Raw genomic sequence first — 17,649 nt, 5'->3', positions numbered from 1 at the left:
TCACAGGCGTGATAGAAAACAATTTATCACAGCCGTGATAGAAAGGTTCCATGCCAAAACAGGTGGACCGGGAAGCCCGGCGCCGCGAGGTCGTCGACGCCCTCCTCCGTGTCGCCGTACGCGACGGCCTCCAGCGCGCCTCGCTGCGCGCCGTCGCCGACGAGGCGCGGCTCAACATCGGTTCGGTCCGGCACTACTTCGCCGGACAGGAAGAGCTGATGCGCTTCGCGATGCGGTCAATGGTCGACCGGGTCGGAGACCGACTCCAGCGCCGGATCGACGAACTGCGCGATCCGGATGGACTCTCCGGGCCCCAACTCCGCCGGTTCGCGGTGGAGTTGCTCTCCGAGCTGTTGCCCCTGGACGACCGCCGGCGCGCCGAGGTCACCGTCCTCGTCGACTTCTCCACGGCCGCCCGGACCGATCCCACGCTCGACAGCCTCGCCCACGAGACCGCAGTCGCCACCCGGACCCTGGTACGCCGCATCCTCACCCGCCTCGACTCGGCGGGCGGACTGCGACCGGGGCTGCGCGTGGAGACCGAGACCGAGCGACTGACATCCCTTCTGGACGGCCTCGCCTTCACCGCCGTACTACGGCCCGAGGTACTGGACGCCGAGACCTGCGCCACGGTTCTGCGCGCCCACGTCGACGACCTCGGACCGGCGGCGGACTGACGCGCGAGGCCCCCGCCGGATCGACGGGGGCCGGGTCAGGCCGTGCGGGGGCCACAAGCGGGGCCGGCAGTCAACTCCCCGCCTCATCAACTCCCCACCCCTCACGGCACGTTGCACCCGAATACGGCTGCCGCCCTCAGACCTCCGTGACTGCCCGACGCCCCGCGAGAGCATCCAGATCCGCACGGGTCAGTCCGGTCAGACGGGCAACCTCGGCAGCGTCCACCGCGCCGCAGTCCAGACCGCGCAACAGATAGCCACTGAGCGCCTTCGCGGTGGCCGGCTCGTCCATGACATCCCCGCCCGCCTTGGCGACATACGCCGCGAGGCGGGCCGCGGCCTGCTCCAGGCCCCCGCGGTAGAAGGCGTAGACGGCCGCGTAACGGGTGGGCAGGTGGGCCGGGTGCATGTCCCAGCCCTGGTAGTAGGCGCGGGCCAACGAGCGGCTCACGAGGCGGTGATGGAGCCGCCAGGCATCGTGGACCCGTTCGGCCGGGCCGACGGGGAGGACATTGGTCGAGCCGTCGGAGAGCCGTACGCCGGTGCCCGCCGCGGCGACCTGCATGACGGCCTTGGCGTGGTCGGCCACCGGGTGGTCGAGGGACTGGTGGGCGGCGCTGACGCCACAGGAGGCGCTGTAGTCGAAGGTGCCGTAGTGGAGGGAGGTGGCGCGGCCCTCGGCGGCCTCGATCATGCGGGCGACGGTGGCGCGGCCGTCGGCGCCCAGGATCGACTGGGTGGTCTCGATCTGGATCTCGAAGCCGATCCGGCCGCTCTCCAGGCCGCGCGCCTTCTCGAAGGCCTCCAACAGCCGCACCATGGCGGTGACCTGCTCGGCGTAGGTCACCTTGGGGAGCGTGAGGACCAGTCCGCCGGGCAGACCGCCGGCCTCCATCAGGCCGGTGAGGAAGATGTCGAGGGTGCGGATACCGCGGTCGCGGACGGCGGCCTCCATGCACTTCATCCGGATGCCCATGTACGGGGCCGCGGTGCCTGTCTCGTAGGCGGCGGCGACCAGGGCGGCGGCGCGGGCCGCGGCCGCGTCCTCCTCGGCGTCCGGGCGGGGGCCGTAGCCGTCCTCGAAGTCGATCCGCAGATCCTCGATGGGCTCGCGGGTCAGCTTGGCGCGGACCCGGTCATGGACCTCGGCGGCCAGCGCGTCGGGGATGCCGAGGACGGCGGCGAGCGCATCGGCGTCCGGGGCGTGCGCGTCGAGGGCGGCGAGGGCCTGGTCTCCCCAGGAGCGCACGGTGTCGGCGGCGAAGACATCGCCGGGGACATAGACCGTGTGGACCGGCTGGCGGGTGCCGGGGTCGCCCGGGTAGCGCCGCGCCAGATCCGCGTCCACCTGGGCGAGAGCGGCGCCGATGCCCTCACGTACGGTGTTCGCCAGGCTCGTCGCCACGGTCTCCTGCTGCCCCATTCGCTGCCCCTCCTGGTGCCCACGTCCGACAACCGAGCTATTCCGCTCAACGGAATCAACAATCCGTATAGCGAAGCTAACCGGGTCGTTCCACGAGGTCAACACCCTCCGCCCTGGGCGACGCAGGTCATGGGCGTACGGCAGGAATGCGAAAACCCCGTGGCGAGGCGACCGCGGCGCCGCCAGACTCGCCCTCATGACCTGGATCGCACCTCCCATCGAACGCAGAGAACTCCCGACCACGGCCGGCGAACGGGAGATGCTGCAAGGCTGGCTCGACCACCACCGTGACACCCTGCTCGCCAAGTGCGCGGGCCTGACGTCCGACCAGCTCGTCGAGGCGAGCGCCGCACCCTCCCCCCTCACGCTGCTCGGCCTGGTGCGCCATATGGCAAAGGTCGAACGCACCTGGTTCCGGGTGCGCTTCCTCGGCCAGCGGATCGGGGATCTCTACTTCACCGAGGACGATCCGGACGCCGACTTCCACGACGCGGACCCGGCCGCCGCCGAGCGTGATGTCGCCGTCTTCCGAGCCGAGATCGCGGCCTGCGACAAGGCGGTGGCGGACCGCGGGCTGGACGAGACCTTCTCCCCGCGCCCCGAGCGCACTCTCAACCTGCGCTGGATCTACGTCCACATGATCGAGGAGTACGCCCGGCACAACGGCCACGCGGACCTGCTGCGCGAGCGGATCGACGGGGTCACCGGCAGCTGACGGCGCGGCGCCCGGCCGCGGGTGGTGCCACGGCCCGAGGCCCCGTACGCGCGCTGCGTACGGGGCCTCGGACCTGCGCCGAAGAGTCCGGCACCGCGACGGGTTCAGCCCTTGCGGGTCTTGACCTCGTCGGTGAGGGCCGGGACGACGTCGAAGAGGTCGCCGACCACGCCGTAGTCGACCAGGTCGAAGATGGGTGCCTCTTCGTCCTTGTTGATGGCGACGATCGTCTTCGAGGTCTGCATACCGGCGCGGTGCTGGATCGCACCGGAGATGCCCGCCGCGATGTACAGCTGCGGCGAGACCGACTTACCGGTCTGGCCGACCTGGTTGGTGTGCGGGTACCAGCCGGCGTCCACTGCGGCACGCGAGGCGCCGACGGCCGCACCGAGCGAGTCGGCGAGCGCCTCGATGACCGGGAAGTTCTCGGCGCCGTTGACGCCACGGCCACCGGAGACCACGATCGCGGCCTCGGTCAGCTCCGGGCGGCCGGTCGACTCACGCGGGGTGCGCGAGACGACCTTGGTGCCCTTGGACGAGTCGGCGACGGTCACCGCGAGCTGCTCGACGGTGCCGGCGGCCGGCGCGGCCTCCGGGGCGGCCGAGTTGGGCTTGACGGTGATGACCGGGGTGCCCTTGGTGATGCGGGACTTGGTGGTGTACGAGGCCGCGAAGACGGACTGCGTGGCCACCGGGCCCTCGTCGCCGGCTTCCAGGTCGACGGCGTCGGTGATGATGCCGGAGCCGATGCGGACCGCGAGGCGGGCACCGATCTCCTTGCCCTCCGTGGAGGACGGCAGCAGCACGGCGGCCGGGGAGACCGCGTCGTAGGCGGCCTGCAGCGCGTCGACCTTGGGGGCGACGAGGTACTCCGCGAACTCCGGCGCGTCGGCGGCCAGGACCTTGACCGCGCCGTGCTCGCCGAGGACCTGGGCGGCCGCCTCGGCGTTCGGGCCGAGGTGCACCGCTACCGGCTCGCCGATGCGGCGGGCGAGGGTGAGCAGTTCGAGGGTGGGCTTGCGGACGGCGCCGTCCACGTGGTCGACGTAGACAAGAACTTCAGCCATGGGATTGCTCTCCTGCGGGAAGAATGAGGGCGGTGGGAAGGGCTGCGCGGCTCAGATGAACTTCTGGCCCGCGAGGAACTCGGCGAGCTGCTTGCCGCCCTCGCCCTCGTCCTTGACGATCGTGCCCGCCGTACGGGCCGGACGCTCGGCGGCGCCGTCGACCTTGGTCCAGGCGCCCTCAAGGCCGACCTCGTCCGCCTCGATCTCCAGGTCCTCCAGGTCCAGGGACTCCACCGGCTTCTTCTTGGCGGCCATGATGCCCTTGAAGGAGGGGTAACGCGCCTCACCCGACTGGTCGGTGACGGACACGACGGCCGGGAGTGCGGCCTCCAGCTGCTCGCTGGCGGTGTCGCCGTCCCGGCGGCCGGTGACCTTGCCGTCGGCGACGGACACCTCGGAGAGCTGGGTGACCTGAGGGACGTTCAGACGCTCGGCGAGCAGCGCGGGCAGCACACCCATCGTGCCGTCGGTGGAGGCCATACCGCAGACGACGAGGTCGTAGCCGGTCTTCTCGATGGCCTTGGCGAGCACGAGGGAGGTGCCGAGCGCGTCGGTGCCGTGCAGGTCGTCGTCCTCGACGTGGACGGCCTTGTCGGCGCCCATCGACAGCGCCTTGCGCAGCGCGTCGTTGGCATCCTCGGGACCGACGGTGAGGACCGTGATCTCCGCGTCGTCGGCCGCTTCCTTGATCTGCAGGGCCTGCTCGACCGCGTACTCGTCGAGCTCCGAGAGCAGACCGTCCACATCGTCACGGTCGACGGTCAGGTCCTCGGCGAAGTGCCGGTCGCCGGTGGCGTCGGGCACGTACTTCACACAGACAACGATCCTCAAGCTCACGCCGACTCTCCTACCTGCTTCGTCTCTTCAGAACTGCCTTGTGCTGGCAGCATAGGCGCCTGTTGGGGCGGCTCCCGGTCGGATTCACTTCCCCACGCCGACCGCCATATTACTCGCCAGTACACCCAGTCTCGTGCCCCGAATCAAGGCCGTCGAAATGTGACCTTGCCAACGGCCCTGAATGGAGGAAGAGGAAGCCCGCCGGAACCCGCGCGTGTCGGGCTCCGGCGACGGACCGTCAGTCCCGGAGCGCGTTGAAACGGCCCTGGTGGTAGAGGAGCGGACGGCCCGGCTCGGCGGGGTCGCCGACGACCGGCTGGGCGAGCACCAGGCAGTGGTCACCGGCCGGTACCCGTGCCACGACCCTGCACACCAGCCAGGCCAGTACGCCGTCCAGGAGCGGCACGCCCTCGGGGCCGGTGCGCCAGGAGGTGGCGGGGCCGAAGCGGTCGGCGCCGCTGCGTGCGAAGGTGGCGGCCAGCTCCTGCTGATGCTCGCCGAGTATGTGGACGCCGATGTACTCGGCCGCCGAGACGGCCGGCCAGCTGGAGGAGCCGGTGCCCACGCCGAACGAGAGCAGCGGCGGGTCGGCGGCGACGGAGGTGAGGGAGGTGGCGGTGAAGCCCGCGGGGCGGGCGCCGGATGCGGTGATCACCGCTACGCCGGCGGCGTGCTGCCGGAAGACCGAGCGCAGCAGCTCGGGGGAGGCGGTCTGAGGCGTGCCGAGGCCGGGCAGGGCCGTCATGGAGTTGTCCTTCTGCTGTCGAGTACGAGCCCGTGCTGAGCCGCCGACGGCCCTGCGGCGGTCGGCGGCGGTGTCGTCGCTGCTCACATGCCCGGACAGCGGGCGCTGGCAGTCCGCAGAAGGTCGACGTGGGCGCGTCCGTAGAGAAGGGGTCCTGGCCGCATCACGTCAGAGTGACGATTCGTGACCCACAGCGTCAAGGGCAGCCCGCCATCTGGGAGATCAATCACGGACCGCCGCGCCCAGCGCCGCGATCACATCCGCCTTCCTGGGCTGTCCGGAGGCGCGGCGCACGATCGTGCCGTCCGCGTCGAGCACCAGCACCGTCGGGGTGCGCACCACCTGGAGCTGCCGTACGAGGTCCAGATGGTCCTCCGCGTCGATCTCGACATGAGCCACGCCCTCGACCATGCCGGCGACCTCGGTGAGGGTGCGCCGGGTGGCCCGGCAGGGCTGGCAGAAGGCGCTGGAGAACTGCAGCAGCGTGGCCCGCTCCCCCAGCGCCGCGCCTATCTCCGCGGCGCCCAGCCGCGCCGTGTCGTCCCGCTCCCGCACCGTCAGCCTCCCCTTACGGCGCTGGTGTCACATGCCGACGGTGCCCGCCGCCGCGGGCACCGCGCTGCACACACAGCATGAATCCAGTCGTTCCTGGGTGCAGCGTTCACGAGACCGGAAAGATTCCCGGGGTACCTTCTGCTGGGGAGAACGGCGGGCTGAAAGGCCGCCACGTGACAAGAATCTCCCGTTCCGGGCGGCCGGCGCGCTGGCCGCCAGGGCCGACATCGGGCACGATCTCCCGAAAGCCGCAGTTACGACTGCGTAGGTTTCCGCCGGGAGAACCCTCCCCAGGCGTGGAAAAGGGGTCCTCCGGACAATGGCAGAGCTCGTCTATCCGCCGGTGATCGGCGCCGCACGCACGCTCTTCAAGGCGCTCGATCTGAAATTCGACATCGCCGGGACGGATCACATTCCGCGCCGCGGCGGGGCGGTGCTGGTGAGCAATCACATCGGGTACCTCGACTTCGTCTTCGCCGGGCTGACGGCGCGGCCGGCCAAGCGGCTGGTGCGCTTCATGGCGAAGGAATCGGTCTTCCGGCACAAGGTGTCGGGACCGCTGATGCGCGCGATGAAGCACATCCCCGTGGACCGCGGCCAGGGCATGCACGCTTACAAGCACGCGCTGACCGCACTGCGCTCGGGAGAGATCATCGGGGTCTTCCCCGAAGCGACGATCTCCGAGTCCTTCACCCTGAAGAACTTCAAGACGGGCGCGGCACGGCTGGCCCAGGAGACCGGGGTGCCGCTGCTGCCGGTGGCGCTGTGGGGCACCCAGCGGCTGTGGACCAAGGGCCATAAGCGCGATCTGGGCCGTAACCACTACCCGATAACGATCCGGGTGGGCGAGCCCATGGAGGCCGACCCGGCCGAGCAGGCCGAGAAGATCACCGACCGGCTGCGGTCCCGGGTACAGGATCTGCTGGAGGCGGCCCAGCGCGCCTACCCCGTACGTCCCAAGGACCCCGAGGACACCTGGTGGATCCCGGCCCACCTGGGCGGCACCGCCCCGGCGGCACCCGGCAGCATCGCCTGACGGCTCCGGGGACCGGTCAGCCGTTCCGCACCGCGCGGATCACGCCGTCCAGATCTCACCGATCTCGATCCGGGCGTCCGGGCAGGCCCGTTGCAGTGCCTCGGCCAGCTCGGCGCCCGCGGCCGTCAGCTCATCGAGCGTCATGGGCGCCATCCGCTCCAGCAGGAAGAGCGCGCTGACCGAGTCCTCGGTGAGACGGGTGCGGACGCCCTGCCGCCAGTTCCAGCGGCGGCAGGTGACGCCCTCGTCATCGCACCAGACGACCTCGCCCGCGTCGGGGTGCTCGATGACCTCGGTACCCCCGGCCGCGGTCACGAAGGGCTCGTCCCCAGTGGCCCGCACGAGCCGCATACCGCCCTGGATACGGTCCAGGTCCTCGCCGCCGACGGGGATGAGGTGCGCGACGCTGATGGCGTTGTAGAGGTCGACCAGGCGGTTGATCCGCGGCAGGCCGCCGTCCGCGAGCGCGCGCCTGGCCAGCGCCTCGGCGGAGTTGCGGGTGCGGGAAGGCTTGCTGCCGAAGGCGGTGTACGCGGCGCGCCAGGCGGCGATATGCGGATCGTCCTGCGGGGCACGCCCGTCGAGTCGGGCGGCCATCCGGCGGGTGGCATCGTCCAGAAGCGCCGAGCCGGCCTCGTCGCTGGGCCCGTTGGTCAGTCCATGGGCCTCCACGGCAAGACAGCCGAAGCCGGGCGCCAGCGCGCGCACCTCGTCGGAGACATGCAGGGCACAGGTCAGGTCGGAGACCCGCGAAGAGCTGGACATCAGGGCCGTTCCTCAGAGATCGGTGGGGAGCATCTGCCAGAGGTGAGGCCGGTCGACGGCCTCCCGGAGGCATTGCAGCACGACCGGGTGCGGTTCAGCAAATAGCACCGGGTGGTCCACTTCATTGGACTCCTGTCGCACGGCGAAGGCGAGCTGCTCGCGGTCGAGGCGGAACTGTGCGTCGACGCCGGGCTTGTTGCCCCGCGGGTCCTGCCGGACCCAGCGGTCCTCGCCGGGCAGCCTGACGGCGACCAGGCCGGGCCGCCTTGGCGTATGCGTATACATCGGACGCATCGGCGGAGAGGGCGGCCGCAGCGGCCCGGACGCGTGGGTGATCATGGTCGATGACCTGGTCAGCGGCCAAGTAGGCAGAGATGTCCGGGGTGTTCTGGATCAGCTCCATGCCCGGGGAGCGTAGCGATGCGCCCGACCGAGAGTCAATGACTTTCCGGTCGAGCGCATAGCTATGCAGGTAGAGTTACGGCGGGGCTAGCGCCCCAGTTCCTCACGGAGCGCCGCGAGGAAGCCGTCGACGTCCTCCTCCGCGGTGTCGAAGGCGCACATCCAGCGGACCACACCGGCCGCCTCGTCCCAGAAGTAGAAGCGGTAGCGCTTCTGCAGGCGCTCGCTGACATCGTGCGGCAGACGGGCGAACACCCCGTTGGACTGCACGGGGTAGAGGATCTCCACCCCGCCGATCTCCCGCACCCCGGCCGCCAGCCGCTGCGCCATGGTGTTGGCGTGCCGGGCGTTGCGCAGCCACAGATCCTTGGCCAGCAGTGCCTCCAACTGGACGGAGACGAAGCGCATCTTGGAGGCCAGCTGCATGGACAGCTTCCGCAGATGCTTCATCGCCCGCACCCGGTCGGGGTTGAGCACGACCACGGCCTCGCCGAAGACCGCGCCGTTCTTCGTGCCGCCGAAGGAGAGGATGTCGACGCCCACGGCGTTGGTGAAGGCCCGCATCGGGACATCGAGCGTGGCCGCGGCGTTGGCGATCCGCGAGCCGTCCAGATGCACGACCATGCCGCGCTCATGCGCGTGTTCGCAGATCGCCCGGATCTCGTCGGGTGTGTAGACCGTGCCGAGCTCCGTGCTCTGGGCGATCGAGACGACCTGCGGCATGGCGCGGTGCTCGTCGTCCCAGCCGTACGCCTCGCGGTCGATCAGCTCGGGGGTGAGCTTGCCGTCCTCGGTGGGCACGGTGAGCAGCTTGAGCCCGCCGATCCGCTCGGGTGCGCCGCACTCGTCGACGTGGATATGCGCGGACTCGGCGGCGATCACCGCGCCCCAGCGGTCGGTCACGGCCTGCAGGGCGACGACGTTGGCGCCGGTGCCGTTGAACACCGGGAACGCCTCGGCGCGCTGCCCGAAGTGGCTGCGGAAGACCCGCTGGAGGTGCGCGGTGTAGTCGTCCTCGCCGTAGGCGACCTGATGGCCGCCGTTGGCAAGGGCGAGCGCCGCGAGCACCTCGGGATGGGCGCCCGCATAGTTGTCGCTGGCGAAGCCGCGTATCTCGGGGTCGTGGTGCTGCCGGGCGTCGGTCTTCGCTCCGGTCACGGCTCGGGGGTCAGCCACAGACGCTGTCCATTCACTTCCTGGGCGGGCCGGCTCCAGACGCCGGCGATGGCCTCGGCCAGCTCCGTGACGTCCGTGAAGCCCGCGAATTTTGCGTTCGGTCGCTCGGCGCGCATCTGGTCGTTGACGAGCGCCTTCACGATCAGGACGGCAGCAGCGGCGCGCGGCCCCTGCTCACCTCCTGCCTTGCGGAAACCGTCCGCCATGGCCAGCGTCCAGGCCTCGGCCGCGGCCTTGGAGGCGGCATAGGCGGCGTTGCCCCCGGTGGGCTTGCTGGCGCCGGCCGCGCTGGTGAGGAGAAAACGGCCGTTGCCGCTGCGCTCCAGGGCCTCGTAGAAGGCGAGCGAGGTGTGCTGGACGGTGCGGACCAGCAGCTTGTGCAGCACCTCCCAGTCGACCAGATCGGTCTCCGCGAAGGTCGACGAGCCGCGCCAGCCGCCGACGAGGTGCACCAGGCCGTCGATCCGGCCGAATTCCTTCTCCGTACGGTCCGCCCATTCGCGGGTCTGGTCCAGGTCGAGAAGGTCGACGGTGTCCCCTATGACCGTGGCGCCGCCGTGTGCGTAGCGCGCCGCGTCCACGGCCTCCGCCAGCCGCTCGGGGTGCGAGTCCGAGCCGATCACCACGGCCCCCGCTTCGGCCAGTCGCAGCAGGGTCGCCCGGCCGGCCGGCCCGGCCGCGCCCGCCACCGCGATGACCGCACCCTCCAGCGGCCCCTTGCCGCCCGTCGAAGTAACCATCTTCGTCGCCTCCTCGTCCTGCTGCTGGACGGCCTTCGGCCGGGTGTTCCGCTCGGTCCTCATGCCGCCGCCAATGCGTCACTGTGGGCCGTGATGCCCTTGGTAGAGGCGATCACAGCACGCAGCTTCTTGGCGAGCGCTTCGTAGAACATGCTCAGCGGGAATTCGTCGGGGAGCACGTCGTCCACGAGTTTGCGCGGCGGCTTGTCCAGGTCGAGGGCGTCGGGTCCCTTGGCCCAGACGGAGCCCGGGTGCGGTGCGAGATAGGTCGAGACGAGGTCATACGCGGCGAACCAGTGGACCAGCTTGGGCCGGTCGATACCGTCGCGGTAGAGCTTTTCGATCTCGCCGCACAGCTGATTGGTGACCTTGGGCGCCCGCTCCCAGTCGATGTGCAGTGTGTTGTCCGTCCAGCGTACGACGTCGTGCTTGTGCAGGTACGCGAAGAGCAGCTGCCCGCCCAGGCCGTCGTAGTTGCGGGTCCGGTCGCCGCTGACGGGGAACCGGAACATCCGGTCGAAGATCACCGCGAACTGCACATCACGCGCCTGGGTGTAGCCCTCGGCCTCCAGCTTCACGGCCTCCTTGAAGGCGGTGAGGTCGCAGCGCAGCTCCTCCAGGCCGTACATCCAGAACGGCTGGCGCTGCTTGATCATGAACGGGTCGAACGGCAGGTCACCGTGGCTGTGGGTGCGGTCGTGCACCATGTCCCACAGCACGAACGCCTGCTGGCAGCGGTCCTGGTCGTCGAGCATCTCGCGGAGGTCCGCGGGGAGTTGGAGGCCGAGCGTCTCGATGGCGGCTTCGCTGACCCGGCGGAAGCGGGCGGCCTCGCGGTCGCAGAAGATGCCGCCCCAGCTGAACCGCTCGGGGGCCTCGCGCACCGCGATGGTCTCCGGGAAGAGCACCGCCGAGTGGGTGTCGTAGCCGGCCGTGAAGTCCTCGAAGGTGATGCCGCAGAAGAGGGGGTTGTCGTAGCGGGTGCGCTCCAGCTCGGCGAGCCAGTCCGGCCAGACCATGCGCAGGACGACGGCCTCGAAGTTGCGGTCCGGGTTGCCGTTCTGGGTGTACATGGGGAACAGCACGAGGTGCTGGAGGCCGTCGGCGCGCTGCTGGGCGGGCTGGAAAGCGAGCAGCGAGTCCAGGAAGTCCGGCACACCGAAGCCGTCGTCGGCCCAGCGGCGCAGGTCGGCGGCGAGCGCCTGGTGGTAGGCCGCGTCGTGCGGCAGCAGCGGGGCGAGCTCACCGACGGCCGCTATCACGCGGTCGACCTCGGCGCGTACGGCGCCGGCGGTCGGCGCGCCCTCCGCCGCCAGGTCGATCGAACCGTCCTTGGACTGCCACGGGCGGATGGTTTCGACCGCGTCCTTGAGCACGGGCCAGGCCGGGTGGGCGACCACACTCTCTGCGGTCGCGGTGGCCCCAGGGACACCCACAGGCGAAAGAATTTCCGTCATGACTGCCCTCCGGCGGTAGATCGTGTTGTCAGGCCACGGTAACCAGCCGAGGATCGCCCACTCAAGTGGGTCAGGTGAAAATCTTTCTGCCGACACCCCACGCTCACGCCGATTTTTCCTGTGCGTGACGACTGAGGCGACACTTCCTAGCCATGAGGGCGAGGGTTTCGGCGCTTCTTTCAGGGCCAGTTGACGGGGATCCGGCCACTTTGCGCCTCCTGGAGCGGCGCGGCCCGACCGCCCGGATACCTACTGCCCGTAGTCGTATGGCATATGCCACACACCCCGCCCCCAGGTCGCCGCCACCGCCCGCGTGACGCGGTCCCGGCGGGTCCCGTCAGCGCGGCGGGGACTCGCCCACGCGAGGGTGAGGGGTCTGGAAGCCGGGGATGGCGGGTACCCGTACTGGACACACCGGGGCCCGTCCGGCACCCCTTTTTCCGCCGTACTGTCCCGTTAGGCTGAGCGCCATTTCGTTACGCCGTTGCCGACAGTCGACGGTCGACACCGGGACTGAGCCGACAGCGGCACCGAGCCGACAGAAGCGAGGCAGCCTTGTCCTTTCTCACCATCGGACACCGCGGGATGATGGGCGTCGAGCCGGAGAACACCCTGCGCTCCTTCGTGCGCGCCGAGCACGAGGGCCTCGATGTCATCGAACTGGATCTGCATCTGAGCAAGGACGGCGCGCTCGTGGTGATGCACGACGCGGATGTGGACCGGACCACCGACGGCGCCGGACCGATCGTCGAACGCACCCTCGCCGAGCTGCGCGAACTCGATGCCGGGCAGGGCGAGCGGATCCCGGTCTTCGAGGAGGTCGTGGCGGCGGTCAAGGCGCCGCTGCAGGCCGAGATCAAGGATGTGGCGGCCGCACAGGCGCTGGCCGAGGTGATGCGCTCACGCGATCTGGTCGGCCGGGTCGATGTGATCTCCTTCCACGACGAGGCGCTCGCCGCGATCCGGACCCTGCTGCCCGGCGTCCGTACGGCGCTGGTCGCCAGCCGCTACGGCGCCGATGTCGTCGACCGGGCACTGGCCGTCGGCGCGACGATGCTCTCGCTGAACATCCGGCGGCTCACCCTGGAGCTGGTCGAGCGGGCCCATGCCGCACAGCTGAAGGTGGTGGCCTGGACGGTCAACACCCACGACCAGCTGCGCCTCGCACGCGGGCTCGGTCTGGACGGCGTGGTGACCGATATGCCGGAGATCCGGCGGGCGGTGCGCTTCACGGCGTAGGACTGCGGGCGGGGCGTCCCGGCGGGCGGGGCGTCCCCCGTTCCCCGGGTGCCGCTCCCCCGGGCCAGGCTTCAGCCCCGGCATACGGAGAAACCCGCAGTTCACATCCCTGCAATGTGCTTCCAGCATGCGGATGTTTTCGCCGGTGATCTCGACAGATCGCCTCGCGCACTGCCACGCTCCCGCCATGCGCCTCGCCAACCGCCCCCTACGCCTTGCCTCTTGCGCCGCCGTCGCGCTGCTCACCGCGGCCGTCGGCTGTGCCCCACAGGACGCGTCCTCCGGTGGTCCGGGGGCCGCCGGGCCCGGCAAGCAGAGCTGTGAGCGCGGCCGACTGCCCACCGTGGCCCACGGCACGCTCACGGTCGGCACCGACAAGCCCGCGTACGCACCGTGGTTCCACGACGACGAGCCGGCCAACGGCAAAGGCTTCGAATCCGCGGTCGCGTACGCCGTCGCCAAGCAACTGGGCTACGACAAGGGCGCGGTGCGCTGGCAGACCGTGCCGTTCAACAACGCCTTTGCGCCCGGTGCGAAGAAGTTCGACTTCGACATCAACCAGATCTCGGTCAGCGCCGCGCGCAAGCGGGCCGTCGCCTTCTCCTCCGGCTACTACGACGTACGGCAAGCGGTGATCGCGCTCAAGGGCTCCAAGGCGGCGCGCGCCAAGAGCATCGCCGACCTGCGGCGGCTCAAACTCGGTGCGCAGGTCGGCAGCACCAGCCTGGACGTCCTCCAGGACACGGTCCGGCCCGCGCAGCAGCCGGCCGTCTTCCAGAAGAACGACCTGGCCAAGTCCGCGCTGAAGAACGGCCAGGTCGATGCGATCCTCGTCGATCTGCCGACGGCCTTCTACATCACCTCGGCGGAGGTGAAGGACGCCGAGGTGGTCGGGCAGTTCGCGGCCACCGGCACCGCCGCGGAGCAGTTCGGCCTGGTGCTGGACAAGGAGAGCCGGATCACCGGGTGTGTGACGGCCGCGGTGGACACGCTGCGCAAGAACGGCACGCTGGCCGCGCTGGAGAAGAAGTGGCTGACCGACGCCGTTTCGGTTCCGGTGCTCAAGTGACGTACGGAGACGGTGTGGTGAAGTCCCGTACGGCGCGGGAGAAGGCCGACGACGGGTATGTGCCCTCGCCGCGGCGGATCGAGCGGGAGCGCTTCAAGCGGGCCAGGGCCCGGCGCGCCACCGCCGTCGCCGCACTCAGCACCCTGGTCACCGGCGCGGTCCTCTTCCTGGTCATCACCCGCTCGCCCGGCTGGCCGCGGACCCGCGAGACGTTCTTCAGCCTGGAGTACGCCCGGATCGCGCTGCCGAAGGTGCTGGACGGGCTGCTGCTGAATCTGCGGCTGCTGGTGGTGTGCGGGGCGGCGGTGCTGGTGCTCGGGCTGCTGCTGGCGGTGGCCCGGACGCTGCGCGGCCCGGTGTTCTTCCCGCTGCGCGCGCTGGCCGCCGCGTACACCGACTTCTTCCGTGGACTGCCGCTGATCATCTGTCTGCTGATGGTGGTCTTCGGGGTGCCGGCGCTGCGGCTGCAGGGCGTGACCACCGATCCGGTGCTGCTCGGCGGCTCCGCGCTGGTGCTGACGTACTCGGCCTATGTCGCCGAGGTCTTCCGGGCCGGCATCGAATCGGTGCACCCCTCGCAGCGGGCAGCGGCCCGGTCGCTGGGGCTCTCCGGCGGACAGGCGCTGCGCTTCGTGGTGCTGCCGCAGGCGGTGCGACGGGTGGTGCCGCCGCTGCTGAACGATCTGGTCTCGCTGCAGAAGGACACCGGTCTGGTGTCCATCGCGGGCGCGGTGGACGCGGTCTACGCCGCGCAGATCATCGCCGGCAAGGACTTCAACTTCACGCCGTATGTCGTGGCCGGGCTCGTCTTCGTCGCCCTGACGATCCCGATGACCCGCTGCACGGACTGGATCACGGCCCGTATGGACCGCAGGCGCGCCCAGGGAGGGCTGGTATGAGCACGACGGACGACACCCCGCGGCCCGCCGCCGAGACCGCCGGTCCGGCCGCGCCCGGCGACGGTCCGGTGCTGCGGCTGGAGTCCGTGCGCAAGACTTACGGGCGCGGCACGGTCGTACTGCGGGATGTGGATCTGGAGGTTCCGCCGCACACCGTGACCGCGCTGATCGGCGCCTCGGGGTCGGGCAAGTCCACCCTGCTGCGCTGCGCGAATCTCCTGGAGGAGATCGACGACGGCGCGATCTTCCTGGACGGTGCGGAGATCACCGATCCGCGGGCCGACGTGGACGCCGTACGCCGCCGGATCGGTGTGGTGTTCCAGGCGTACAACCTCTTCCCGCACATGACCGTGCTGGACAACATCACGCTGGCGCCGCGCCGGGTGCACGGGGTGGGGCGCGCCGAGGCGGAGGCGCGGGCCCGTGAGCTGCTGGAGCGGCTGGGGCTCGGCGGGCGGGCCGGGGAGTATCCGGACCGGCTCAGCGGCGGGCAGCAGCAGCGGGTCGCGATCGTCCGGGCGCTGGCCGGGCGGCCCCGGCTGCTGCTGCTCGACGAGATCACCGCGGCGCTCGACCCGGAGCTGGTCGGCGAGGTGCTGGGCGTCGTCCGCGAGCTCAAGGAGGAGGGCATGACCATGGTCATCGCCACCCATGAGATGGGCTTCGCGCGGGAGGTCGCCGACCAGGTGTGCTTCCTGGACGGCGGGGTGGTGCTGGAGCGCGGCACGTCGGAGCAGGTCTTCGGCGATCCGCGGCACGACCGCACCCGGCAGTTCCTGCAACGGATCATCCAGGCGGGGCGGCTGTGAGCGGCAGCCGGCGGCCCAGGGGCTAGCCGAGCGGTTTGACCAGCAGCTCGAATTCCAGGTCGGGGCGCTGGGGGATGCCGAACCGCTCGTCGCCGTACGGGAACGGGGTGCGCTCCCCGGTGCGTCGGTAGCCGCGGCGCTCGTACCAGGCGATCAGCTCCGTGCGCTGCCGGATGACCGTCATCCGCATCTCCCGGGCGCCCCAGATGTCCTGGGCGGTCCGCTCCGCCTCCGCGATGATCACCTTGCCGAGGCCGCCGCCCTGGAGCTCCGGACGCACCGCGAACATCCCGAAGTACGCGTGGTCCCCGCGGTGTTCGAGCTGGCAGCAGGCGATCAGCGCACCGTCCCGCTCCGCTATCAGCAGCCGGCCGGTCTCGTTGCGCACCACGGCGGTGACGCCCTCGGGGTCGGTGCGCTGCCCCTCCAGCAGGTCCGCCTCCGTCGTCCAGCCGCTGCGGCTGATGTCGCCGCGGTAGGCCGACTCGATGAGGTCGACGAGCCCGGGGACATCGGCATCGAGGGCGGTACGGAAGGTGAGCTCGCTGGTGGGCATGGTGCGCGGGGTCCTCTCAGGCGGACGGGTCTGCGAGGAGGCTAACAACCGGCGGGTGTGCGGCGTCAGAGCCATTCGTCACGGTGTTCCGGTGACTTGTGGTGGTGTTCCGGTGGCTTGTCTCGGCCTTGTCGCGGCCTTGTGGCGGCTCGTTGCGGTCTTGTGGTGGCTCGTCGTGGTGTTGCGGTGGCGGGTGCCCGGCCGGGCGGGGTGGGCGGCGTAGGGTCCGGGCATGGTGCACGTACTGAGCAGCAGGGTGCTGTTGCGGCCGGCCGATCCCGAGCGGTCGCGGGCGTTCTACGGCGAGGCGCTGGGGCTGGAGATCTACCGGGAATTCGGTACCGGCTCCGAGCGCGGCACGGTCTACTTCCTCGGCGGCGGCTTCCTGGAGGTGTCCGGCCGCGCCGCCGCTCCCGCCACCGAGACCCTCCAGCTCTGGCTCCAGGTGGCGGACGCCGCGGCGGCGCACCAGGAGCTGCTGGCGCACGGGGTGGAGGTGCTGCGCGCGCCCGTACAGGAGCCGTGGGGCCTGATCGAGATGTGGATCGCCGACCCGGATGGCCATCGGATCGTGCTCACCCAGGTCCCGGCGGACCACCCGCTGCGCTATCGCCCTTGAGGCCGCCCTCGCCCCAGTCCTGCCGGGGCGGATACGGCGCCTGGCGGCACCCCTCCGCCGCGCTCCCCCCTTGCGCCCGTGCGCTCCCGTGTGCCGGGCGCCCGGCGGGCAGCCTGCCCCCGATGCGTACGGGTACGAGGGGAGGTGCTCCGTGCACGGACCGGCCTGGGTCGGCTGGCTGCTGGTGCTGCTGGGGGTCGGCGCCGGGGCGTACTGCCTGGTGCGGGCGCGTACGGGGCCGGTCGCGCAGCGGGGCGAGGCGCGCGGCGAGGGGCTGATGGCGCTGGGCATGGCGGCGATGGCCTGGCCCCTCGCGCCGCCGTCGTGGTCGCCGTGGCTGTTCACCGCGGTCTTCGGGACGGCGGGCCTGTGGGCACTGGCACGCCGCCATCTGCACCATGCGGTGGGGGCGCTGGCCATGGCGTATATGGCGGTCGCGATGGTGGTGCCGTCCCAACAGCCGGGGCACACAGGGCAGATGAGCCAGATGAGCCACCTGGGCCCGATGGAGCCGATGGCGCAGATGGGCCAGGCGGACGGGGCGAGCGGCGCGGCCGCGATGGCGCATACCGTGCCGGGCGGGGTGCCGTTGCTGACGGGGCTGTTGCTCGTCTACTTCACCGGGTACGTGCTCGCGGCCGGGGTCCGGCTGGTGCCCGCGGCGGGCGCGGTGTCCGGGGAAGCGGTGACGGACGGGCCGGTGGCGGGTGGGCCGGTGGCGGACGAGCCGGTGGCAGGCGGGCCGACGGCCGTGGCGGGCTCCGGGGTGTTGCGGGCCTGCCGGGTGGCGATGGGGATTGGCATGCTGGCGATGTTGCTGGCGCTGTGAGCTGCGGCGACGCGCTGCGGCCCGGTTCGGCGCG

The 17,649-nt window shown here is 70.8% G+C and carries 19 protein-coding genes and 1 pseudogene; 9 read left to right on the top strand and 11 right to left on the bottom strand.

Translation table 11 applies throughout. The features are described 5' to 3' along the window. Positions 1-50 precede the first annotated feature (50 nt). Complete coding sequence (locus tag STRTU_RS30540) at positions 51-677, top strand: TetR/AcrR family transcriptional regulator (RefSeq protein WP_159748163.1); 627 nt, start codon at positions 51-53, stop codon at positions 675-677. Between the two features lie 136 nt (positions 678-813). Here STRTU_RS30540 and STRTU_RS30535 read toward each other — a convergent pair whose 3' ends face one another. Continuing rightward, positions 814-2,100: a DUF6986 family protein gene (locus STRTU_RS30535; RefSeq protein WP_159748161.1), complete on the bottom strand. Its 1,287-nt coding sequence runs from the start codon at positions 2,098-2,100 to the stop codon at positions 814-816. Between the two features lie 196 nt (positions 2,101-2,296). Between STRTU_RS30535 and STRTU_RS30530 the strand changes: the two genes are divergently transcribed. After that, positions 2,297-2,815 (top strand): DinB family protein, encoded by a 519-nt coding sequence (locus tag STRTU_RS30530; RefSeq protein WP_159748159.1) that lies wholly within the window; start codon positions 2,297-2,299, stop codon positions 2,813-2,815. A gap of 104 nt (positions 2,816-2,919) precedes the next feature. On the opposite strand, the gene STRTU_RS30525 is transcribed toward STRTU_RS30530, so the two are convergent. The 4 genes from STRTU_RS30525 to STRTU_RS30510 form a co-directional block, all read right to left on the bottom strand. Further along, positions 2,920-3,882 (bottom strand): electron transfer flavoprotein subunit alpha/FixB family protein, encoded by a 963-nt coding sequence (locus STRTU_RS30525; RefSeq protein WP_159748157.1) that lies wholly within the window; start codon positions 3,880-3,882, stop codon positions 2,920-2,922. 51 nt (positions 3,883-3,933) lie between these two features. Further along, entirely contained in the window at positions 3,934-4,719 is a 786-nt protein-coding gene (locus STRTU_RS30520) for an electron transfer flavoprotein subunit beta/FixA family protein (protein WP_159748155.1), read from the bottom strand. A 238-nt stretch (positions 4,720-4,957) separates the two neighbouring features. Then, a complete protein-coding gene (locus tag STRTU_RS30515) occupies positions 4,958-5,464 on the bottom strand; it encodes a flavin reductase family protein (protein WP_159748153.1) in 507 nt (168 codons plus the stop codon). A gap of 222 nt (positions 5,465-5,686) precedes the next feature. Further along, a complete protein-coding gene (locus STRTU_RS30510; RefSeq protein ID WP_272591839.1) occupies positions 5,687-6,025 on the bottom strand; it encodes a TlpA family protein disulfide reductase in 339 nt (112 codons plus the stop codon). 313 nt (positions 6,026-6,338) lie between these two features. Here STRTU_RS30510 and STRTU_RS30505 point away from each other — a divergent pair, with 313 nt between their 5' ends. Next, on the top strand, positions 6,339-7,055 hold the full coding sequence (locus STRTU_RS30505; protein WP_159748149.1) for a lysophospholipid acyltransferase family protein: 717 nt from the start codon (positions 6,339-6,341) through the stop codon (positions 7,053-7,055). A 39-nt stretch (positions 7,056-7,094) separates the two neighbouring features. Here the strand turns inward: STRTU_RS30505 and STRTU_RS30500 are convergent, their stop codons facing one another. From STRTU_RS30500 to STRTU_RS30480, 5 genes and pseudogenes are all read right to left on the bottom strand, one after another. After that, the gene (locus tag STRTU_RS30500) at positions 7,095-7,820 is read right to left on the bottom strand and encodes a B3/B4 domain-containing protein (RefSeq protein ID WP_159748147.1); all 726 of its coding nucleotides are present in this window, start codon (positions 7,818-7,820) and stop codon (positions 7,095-7,097) included. Positions 7,821-7,832: 12 nt separating this feature from the next. Beyond that, positions 7,833-8,223 (bottom strand): annotated as a pseudogene (locus STRTU_RS30495) (hypothetical protein). Between the two features lie 86 nt (positions 8,224-8,309). Next, positions 8,310-9,398, bottom strand: coding sequence for a threonine aldolase family protein (locus STRTU_RS30490; RefSeq protein ID WP_159748145.1), 1,089 nt, complete (start codon positions 9,396-9,398; stop codon positions 8,310-8,312). Beyond that, a complete protein-coding gene (locus tag STRTU_RS30485) occupies positions 9,377-10,201 on the bottom strand; it encodes an SDR family NAD(P)-dependent oxidoreductase (RefSeq protein WP_159748143.1) in 825 nt (274 codons plus the stop codon). Before STRTU_RS30485 ends, STRTU_RS30490 begins: the two co-directional genes overlap by 22 nt. Further along, the gene (locus STRTU_RS30480) at positions 10,198-11,595 is read right to left on the bottom strand and encodes a DUF6421 family protein (RefSeq protein WP_159748141.1); all 1,398 of its coding nucleotides are present in this window, start codon (positions 11,593-11,595) and stop codon (positions 10,198-10,200) included. The genes STRTU_RS30485 and STRTU_RS30480 overlap by 4 nt, the downstream gene beginning before the upstream one ends. Positions 11,596-12,150: 555 nt before the next feature. Between STRTU_RS30480 and STRTU_RS30475 the strand changes: the two genes are divergently transcribed. The 4 genes from STRTU_RS30475 to STRTU_RS30460 all read left to right on the top strand — a co-directional run bounded on the left by STRTU_RS30475 (position 12,151) and on the right by STRTU_RS30460 (position 15,611). Continuing rightward, entirely contained in the window at positions 12,151-12,834 is a 684-nt protein-coding gene (locus STRTU_RS30475; RefSeq protein ID WP_159748139.1) for a glycerophosphodiester phosphodiesterase, read from the top strand. Between the two features lie 187 nt (positions 12,835-13,021). Further along, positions 13,022-13,903, top strand: coding sequence for an ABC transporter substrate-binding protein (locus STRTU_RS30470; RefSeq protein ID WP_159748137.1), 882 nt, complete (start codon positions 13,022-13,024; stop codon positions 13,901-13,903). Continuing rightward, complete coding sequence (locus STRTU_RS30465) at positions 13,900-14,802, top strand: amino acid ABC transporter permease (protein ID WP_371873692.1); 903 nt, start codon at positions 13,900-13,902, stop codon at positions 14,800-14,802. The genes STRTU_RS30470 and STRTU_RS30465 overlap by 4 nt, the downstream gene beginning before the upstream one ends. Continuing rightward, on the top strand, positions 14,799-15,611 hold the full coding sequence (locus STRTU_RS30460) for an amino acid ABC transporter ATP-binding protein (RefSeq protein WP_159748135.1): 813 nt from the start codon (positions 14,799-14,801) through the stop codon (positions 15,609-15,611). Before STRTU_RS30465 ends, STRTU_RS30460 begins: the two co-directional genes overlap by 4 nt. Positions 15,612-15,633: 22 nt before the next feature. Here STRTU_RS30460 and STRTU_RS30455 read toward each other — a convergent pair whose 3' ends face one another. Beyond that, positions 15,634-16,167, bottom strand: a complete 534-nt coding sequence (locus STRTU_RS30455) for a GNAT family N-acetyltransferase (RefSeq protein ID WP_159748133.1) — start codon at positions 16,165-16,167, stop codon at positions 15,634-15,636. 232 nt (positions 16,168-16,399) lie between these two features. Here STRTU_RS30455 and STRTU_RS30450 point away from each other — a divergent pair, with 232 nt between their 5' ends. Together STRTU_RS30450 and STRTU_RS30445 are read left to right on the top strand one after the other, a co-directional pair. Then, positions 16,400-16,786 carry a VOC family protein gene (locus STRTU_RS30450; protein ID WP_159748131.1) on the top strand — a complete coding sequence of 129 codons (387 nt, stop codon included), beginning with the start codon at positions 16,400-16,402 and terminating at the stop codon, positions 16,784-16,786. Between the two features lie 151 nt (positions 16,787-16,937). Next, positions 16,938-17,615, top strand: a complete 678-nt coding sequence (locus STRTU_RS30445) for a DUF5134 domain-containing protein (protein WP_159748129.1) — start codon at positions 16,938-16,940, stop codon at positions 17,613-17,615. The last annotated feature ends 34 nt before the right edge of the window (positions 17,616-17,649 follow it).

The sequence above is a fragment of the Streptomyces tubercidicus genome, from assembly GCF_027497495.1.
Lineage (GTDB): Bacteria > Actinomycetota > Actinomycetes > Streptomycetales > Streptomycetaceae > Streptomyces > Streptomyces tubercidicus.
Note: the sequence above shows the minus strand (reverse complement) of the source record. Positions and strands in the feature narration are given on the sequence as shown.